This window comes from Streptomyces zinciresistens K42 (genome assembly GCF_000225525.1).
GTDB classification, from domain to species: domain Bacteria; phylum Actinomycetota; class Actinomycetes; order Streptomycetales; family Streptomycetaceae; genus Streptomyces; species Streptomyces zinciresistens.
The window spans coordinates 1-6,805 of the sequence record NZ_AGBF01000275.1 but is presented as its reverse complement, the minus strand read 5'-3'; the positions used below and the strand labels follow the sequence as shown (position 1 = coordinate 6,805).

The 6,805-nt window shown below is 71.8% G+C and carries 7 protein-coding genes; 6 read left to right on the top strand and 1 reads right to left on the bottom strand.

What is annotated here, in order from left to right; translation table 11 throughout:
• On the top strand, nucleotides 1-1,141 hold a 1,141-nt coding region (locus tag SZN_RS34280; protein WP_007504286.1), incomplete at its 5' end, for a tetratricopeptide repeat protein.
• A gap of 115 nt (nucleotides 1,142-1,256) precedes the next feature.
• On the opposite strand, the gene hppD is transcribed toward SZN_RS34280, so the two are convergent.
• Nucleotides 1,257-2,402 (bottom strand): 4-hydroxyphenylpyruvate dioxygenase, encoded by a 1,146-nt coding sequence (hppD, locus tag SZN_RS34275; protein ID WP_007504284.1) that lies wholly within the window; start codon nucleotides 2,400-2,402, stop codon nucleotides 1,257-1,259.
• Between the two features lie 127 nt (nucleotides 2,403-2,529).
• Between hppD and SZN_RS34270 the strand changes: the two genes are divergently transcribed.
• Genes SZN_RS34270 through SZN_RS34250 form a run of 5 tightly spaced genes read left to right on the top strand, consistent with a single transcriptional unit; the run spans nucleotide 2,530 to nucleotide 6,781 of the window.
• Nucleotides 2,530-3,009: an Lrp/AsnC family transcriptional regulator gene (locus tag SZN_RS34270; RefSeq protein ID WP_007504282.1), complete on the top strand. Its 480-nt coding sequence runs from the start codon at nucleotides 2,530-2,532 to the stop codon at nucleotides 3,007-3,009.
• 26 nt (nucleotides 3,010-3,035) lie between these two features.
• Entirely contained in the window at nucleotides 3,036-3,683 is a 648-nt protein-coding gene (locus tag SZN_RS34265; protein ID WP_007504279.1) for an ABC transporter permease, read from the top strand.
• The gene (locus SZN_RS34260; protein ID WP_007504277.1) at nucleotides 3,676-4,914 is read left to right on the top strand and encodes a betaine/proline/choline family ABC transporter ATP-binding protein; all 1,239 of its coding nucleotides are present in this window, start codon (nucleotides 3,676-3,678) and stop codon (nucleotides 4,912-4,914) included. The genes SZN_RS34265 and SZN_RS34260 overlap by 8 nt, the downstream gene beginning before the upstream one ends.
• Nucleotides 4,911-5,825, top strand: a complete 915-nt coding sequence (locus SZN_RS34255; RefSeq protein ID WP_007504275.1) for an ABC transporter permease subunit — start codon at nucleotides 4,911-4,913, stop codon at nucleotides 5,823-5,825. Before SZN_RS34260 ends, SZN_RS34255 begins: the two co-directional genes overlap by 4 nt.
• Nucleotides 5,822-6,781 (top strand): glycine betaine ABC transporter substrate-binding protein, encoded by a 960-nt coding sequence (locus SZN_RS34250; RefSeq protein WP_007504273.1) that lies wholly within the window; start codon nucleotides 5,822-5,824, stop codon nucleotides 6,779-6,781. Before SZN_RS34255 ends, SZN_RS34250 begins: the two co-directional genes overlap by 4 nt.
• Nucleotides 6,782-6,805 lie beyond the last annotated feature (24 nt).

Below are 6,805 nucleotides of genomic sequence, written 5' to 3'. Positions count from 1 at the left end.
AGCGGCGTACACCGAGCGGGGCCGGCGCACCGCGCGGCCGGAGGACTACCCGAGGGCGGAGAAGGCGCTGCGCACCTCGCTGGCGGTGCGGCCGGGCGACGCCGGGGCGCTGGAGGGCATGGCGGCGCTGGCGAACGCGCGGCGGGACTTCGCGGCCGCCCGGACCTGGGGCGAGGCGGCGCTGAAGCGGGACCGGGGCCGCTGGACGGTGTATCCGCAGCTGATCGAGGCGCACACCGGGCTGGGTGAGTACAGGGCCGCCGGGCGCGCGCTGGACCGGCTGCTGGCGGCGCGCTCGGGTCCGGCGGTGCTGGCGCGGGCGGCGGCCGTCCACCGGGACCGCGGGAACCGGGAGGACGCGGCGGTGGCCCTGTCGGACGCGGTGGCGGGCGCCCGGACGCCGGTGGAGCGGGCCGCCTACCTGGAGCGGGCAGGGCAGCTCGCCTGGGAGCGGGGCGAGCCGGAGGCGGCCCTGCGGCACTTCCGGGAGGCGGTGCGGACCGACCCCGACCAGCGGGCCGCGCTCGCCGGGCAGGGCCGGGCGCTGGCGGCGCTGGGCCGTACGACGGAGGCGTTGAGCGCCTACCGGGCGGCTCTCGCCAAGCAGCCGTATCCCGAATACGCCCTGGAGCTGGGCGAGTTGTACGAGTCGCTGGGGCTGGGGCAGGCCGCGCGGGTGCAGTACGACCTGTTGCGGGAGCAGGCGGCGCGGGGGACGGCCGCCGGGGTGGACGAGGAGCTGCTGCTGGGCCGGTTCGAGGCGGACCACGGCGACCCGGAGTCGGCGGTGCGGCGGCTGAGGGCCGAGTGGAGCCGCCGGCCGGGCGTCGAGGTGGCCGACGCGCTGGGCTGGGCGCTGCACCGGGCCGGTGCGGACGGGGAGGCGCTGGCGTTCGCGCGGCGGGCCACCGACCGGGCGGCGGGCGGCACGGTGCGCAGCGCCCTGTACGTGTACCACCTGGGGATGATCGAGCGGGGGCTGGGGCGGGAGGGGCCGGCGCGGCGGCATCTCCGGGAGGCGCTGCGGATCGATCCGGGCTTCTCGCCGACGCGGGCGCCGCGGGCCCGGGAGGTGCTGGCGGAGCTGGGCGAGCCGTCCGTCGCGGACGCGCCGGACTTCGGGGCGGGGTCCGGGGGGTGAGCGGGGCGGCCGGTCGGGAGACCGCTCTCCCGGCCGGTTCGCCGGCTCGCCGGCTCGCCGGCTCGCGCGGGTGCCCCCGTGGCATCCGCGCGGACGCGGCGGCCTCAGCGGGCCGTCACAGGTTCCCGCGCTTCTCCTGCTCGCGCTCGATGGCCTCGAAGAGCGCCTTGAAGTTGCCCTTTCCGAAGCCCATCGACCCGTGGCGCTCGATGATCTCGAAGAAGACGGTCGGACGGTCCTGGACCGGCTTGGTGAAGATCTGCAGCAGATAGCCGTCCTCGTCGCGGTCGGCGAGGATCTTCAGCTCGCGCAGCGTCTCGACGGGCACCCGGGTGTCGCCGACCCACTCGCCGAGCGTGTCGTAGTAGGAGTCGGGGGTGTCGAGGAACTGGACGCCCGCGGCGCGCATCGTGCGGACGGTGGCCACGATGTCGTTGGTGTTGAGCGCGATGTGCTGGACGCCGGCGCCGCCGTAGAACTCCAGGTACTCGTCGATCTGGGACTTCTTCTTGGCGACGGCGGGCTCGTTGATCGGGAACTTGACCTTCAGGGTGCCGTCCGCGACCACCTTCGACATCAGCGCGCTGTACTCGGTCGCGATGTCGTCGCCCACGAACTCCTTCATGTTCGTGAAGCCCATGACCTTGTGGTAGAAGCCGACCCACTCGTTCATGCGGCCGAGTTCGACGTTGCCGACGCAGTGGTCGACGGCCTGGAAGGTGCGCTGGGCGGGCGGCTCGACGATCGGGCGGGCGGCGGCGTAGCCGGGCAGGTAGGGGCCGTCGTAGCCGGTGCGCTCCACGAGGGTGTGGCGGGTCTCGCCGTAGGTGGCGACGGCGGCCAGGACGACCGTGCCGTGCTCGTCCGTGACCTCGTGCGGCTCGGCCACCGGGCGGGCGCCGTGCTCGACGGCGTAGGCGTACGCGGCCCGCGCGTCCGGGACCTCGATGGCGAGGTCGACGACGCCGTCGCCGTGCTCGGCGACGTGCCGGGCGAGGAAGCGGCCCCAGTCGCCGGAGGGCCTGATGACGGAGGTGAACACGAAGCGGGCCGAGCCGTTCTCCAGGACGTAGCTCGCGGTCTCGCGGCTGCCGTTCTCCGGTCCGGAGTAGGCGACCAGCCGCATGCCGAAGGCGGTGGAGTAGTAGTGCGCCGCCTGCTTGGCGTTGCCCACCGCGAAGACGACCGCGTCCATTCCCTTGACCGGGAAGGGGTCGGCCTGCCGTGCGGTGTCTGGAGTGTGGTGTGTGGTCTGCGTCATGGTCGCAGCCTCACCCGGTGCGGCAAGGTGCGCAATACTTCGGTTTTCAGCTGGACAACATGACCAGCACTTCAGGCGACGCAGCGGGCTTTCTGTACAGGATGACCATCTCGGAGGGTGGAGTGCCGTGGCGATCGACCAGCTGGACGGACGGATCATCGTGCTGCTGGCGCGCGAGCCGCGGATCGGGGTGCTGGAGATGTCCCGGCGGCTGGGGGTGGCGCGCGGGACGGCGCAGGCGCGGCTGGACCGGCTTCAGTCGAACGGAGTCATCCGCGGATTCGGTCCGCAGGTCGATCCCGCCGCCCTCGGCTACCCGGTCACCGCCTTCGCCACGCTGCAGATCCGGCAGGGCCAAGGACCGGACGTACGCGCCCACTTGGCGACCGTGCCGGAGGTGCTGGAGCTGCACACCACCACCGGCGGCGGGGACATGCTGTGCCGTCTCGTGGCGCGCTCCAACGCCGATCTCCAGCGGGTGATCGACCGGGTTGTCGGGTTCGATGGGATCGTCCGGGCCTCCACCGCGATCGTCATGGAGAACCCCGTTCCGCTGCGGATCATCCCGCTGGTGGAGCAGGCGGCGGAGGACCGGCCGAGCGAATAGCCCGCGAGACGGTGGGGTGAGTCCGTGTGAACTTCTGGGAGTACCTGGGCAACCGCCACCAGCAGCTGCTGACCGACGCCTGGCAGCACGCGAGCGTCGTCTTCCAGTGCATGGTCGTGGCGACCCTCGCCGGAGTGCTGATCGCGGTGGCCACCTACCGCAGCGAGTGGGGCGGCAACTTCGCGACCCTGACCACCTCGACCATCCTGACCGTGCCCTCGCTCGCCATGATCGGCCTGCTCATCCCGGTCGTCGGCCTGGGCGTCGCGCCCACGGTGATCGCGCTCACGCTGTACGGACTGCTGCCCATCGTGCGCAACGCGATCGTCGGGCTGCGCGGGGTCGATCCGGCCCTGGTGGACGCGGCCCGCGGCATCGGGATGTCCCGGACCGCGCAGCTGCTGCGGGTGGAGCTGCCGCTGGCCTGGCCGCCGATCCTGACCGGCATCCGGGTCTCCACCCAGATGCTGATGGGCATCGCGGCGATCGCGGCGTACGCCTCCGGGCCCGGCCTGGGCAACGTGATCTTCCGCGGCCTCGCCTCGCTGGGCAGCGCGAACGCCCTGAACCAGGTCCTCGCGGGCACGGTCGGGATCATCATCCTGGCGCTGCTGTTCGACGCCGGCTACGTCCTGATCGGACGGCTGACCATTCCCAGGGGGATCCGTGCCTGAGACGGACAACCACGGTGCCTCCATCGAGCTGGAGAACCTGACCAAGCGCTACCCCGGCAGTCCGCAGCCGGCCGTGGACGACGTGAACATGGAGATCAAGGCGGGCGAGGTGGTCGTCTTCGTCGGACCGTCCGGCTGCGGGAAGTCCACCACGCTGAAGATGATCAACCGGCTGATCGAGCCGACCGGCGGGCGCATCCGCATCGACGGCGAGGACGTCACGGACATCGACCCGGTGAAGCTGCGCCGCAACGTCGGCTACGCGATCCAGTCGGCCGGCCTCTTCCCGCACATGACGGTCGCCCAGAACATCGGGCTCGTACCGAGGATGATCGGCTGGTCGAAGTCCCGGATCTCCGCACGGGTCGAGGAACTGCTCGACCTCGTCGGGCTGGACCCCGGCGAGTTCCACGGCCGCTATCCGCGCCAGCTCTCCGGCGGACAGCAGCAGCGCGTGGGCGTGGCACGGGCGCTGGCCGCCGATCCCCCGGTGCTGCTGATGGACGAGCCGTTCGGCGCGGTCGACCCGATCACCCGTGACCACCTCCAGGACGAGCTGATCAGGCTCCAGCACGAGCTGCACAAGACGATCGTCTTCGTCACCCACGACTTCGACGAGGCGATCAAGATCGGTGACCGGATCGCGGTCCTGCGGGAGCGGTCGCACATCGCGCAGTTCGACACCCCGGAGGCGATCCTCACCAACCCCGCCGACGACTTCGTGTCCGGGTTCGTCGGCGCCGGGGCGGCCCTGAAGCGGCTGAACCTCACCCGTGTACGGGATGTGGAGATCACCGAGTACCCGACCGTGACCGTCGACGACCCGCTCCAGGAGATCTTCAACCGGCTCCGCTCCAGCGGCACCAACGAGATCCTGCTCCTCGACAAGCGGGGCCGGCCCTACAAGTGGCTGCGGCGCGGCGACCTGATGCGCGCCCGCGGCTCGCTGGCCCGCGCCGGGACCCTGGTGAACGACACGGTGACCCGGGACGCCACGCTGCGCGACGCCCTGGAGGCGGTCCTCACCGACAACGCGGGCCGGGTCGTGGTGACCGGGCGCCGCGGCGAGTACACGGGCGTGGTCGACATGGAGACGCTGATGAACTCCGTGCACGAACTGCTGGAGGCCGACCGGCTGGAGGCGCTGGAGGCCCAGCACGACCTGGAGGGCTCGCGCACCGACCGGACCCATGCCGAGCAGGAGGGCGACGGAGGGGAGACGACGGCGTGACCTCACCCGAGACCCCGGACCCCTCCGGCCCCTCCGGACCCACCGGACCCACCGGACCCTCCGGACCCACCGGCCCCTCCGGCGCGCGCGGGACCTCGACCGCCCCCGCGCCCGACGGCTCCACGGGACCGCCGCGGGCCGAGGAGACGGCGGCGCCCGCCGCGCCCGAGCTGCCGCCGCGCAGGCTGGGCTGGCAGAAGCTGACCATCGTGCCCGGCATGCTCGTGCTGCTGCTGCTCGCGACCTGGCTGTGGTTCCAGCAGGCCGACCTCGACACGCTCTCCGAGAACGCCCTCGCCGACGGCCAGGTCTCCCAGGCGCTGTGGGAGCACGTCCAACTCACGGCGATCTCCACGTTCTTCGTGCTGATCATCGCGATCCCGCTGGGCATCCTGCTCACCCGGCGGGCGTTCCGCAGGGCGACGCCGGTGGCGATGGCGTTCGCCAACATGGGCCAGGCGACGCCCGCGATCGGCCTGCTCGCGCTGCTGGTGATCTGGCTGGGCATCGGCCGCCGGGCCGCGCTCATCGGCATCATCATCTACGCCGTCCTGCCGGTGCTCTCCAACACGATCGCCGGGCTGCGGGCGAACGACCCGACCCTGCTGGAGGCGGCGCGCGGCATCGGGATGTCGCCGCTCGGGGTGCTGAACCGGGTGGAGCTGCCGCTGGCGGTCCCGCTGATCCTCGCCGGTGTCCGCACCGCCCTGGTCATCAACGTCGGCACGGCGACGCTCGCGGTGTTCGGCGGGGGCGGCGGGCTGGGCGTGCTGATCACGGCGGGCATCACCAACCAGCGGATGCCGGTGCTCGTGCTCGGCTCGATCCTCACGGTGGCGCTCGCCCTGCTGGTGGACTGGCTGGCCTCGCTGGCGGAAGTGCTGCTGCGGCCGAGGGGGCTGGACCTGTGAGGCGGCGGACGGTCCTGCTGACGGCCGCCCTGCTGGTGGCGGCCTCGGGCTGCGGGCTGACCAGCGGCTCCCCCATGGTCGACGACGTGCGGCCGGGGTCGATCGGTCAGGGCGAGCCGCTGAAGGGCGCCCAACTGACGGTGACGTCGAAGTCGTTCACCGAGCAGCTCATCCTCGGCGCGATCATGGGCATCGCCTTCCAGGCCGCGGGCGCCGAGGTCCTCGACCGCACCGGCATCCAGGGCTCCATCGGCAGCCGTGAGGCGGTGCGCAAGGGGGAGGCGGACGGCGGCTACGAGTACACGGGCACGGCGTGGATCACGTATCTGGGCCGCAGCGAGCCCATCACCGACCCGCGCGCGCAGTGGGAGGCGGTGCGCAAGGCGGACGCGAAGAACGGGGTGACCTGGCTGGAGCCGTCGGCGCTCGACAACACCTACGCCCTGGCGATGAACCAGGCCAACTACAAGAAGTACCGCACGAAGGACCTCTCCCAGGTCGCCGCCCTGTCCCGGTCCGACCCCTCCGCGGTGACGCTGTGCGTGGAGGTCGAGTTCGCCAACCGCGCCGACGGCCTGCCCGGGATGCAGAAGACGTACGGGATGGACATCCCCTCCGGCAACATCACGCAGATGGACACCGGGATCATCTACACCCAGGTGGCGAAGGGCAGTTGCACCTACGGCGAGGTCTTCACGACGGACGGCCGCATCAAGTCCATGAACCTCGTGGTGATGGACGACGACAAGCACTTCTTCCCGAACTACAACGCCGCCCCGATGATCAACTCCAAGACCCTGGAGAAGTGGCCGGCCATCCCGGCGGTCCTCGACCCGATCACCCGGAAGCTGAACAACTCCGTCGCCCAGGACCTCAACGCGAAGGTGGACGTGGACGGCGAGGACCCGCACCAGGTGGCGCTGGACTGGATGAAGAAGGAGGGCTTCGTGAAGTGAGCCGGCGCGGGCGCGGGCGCAGAG

Excerpts from the sequence above, each read along its gene's own strand:
- hppD (WP_007504284.1), bottom strand. The coding sequence starts at position 2,402 with ATGACGCAGACCACACACCACACTCCAGACACCGCACGGCAGGCCGAC.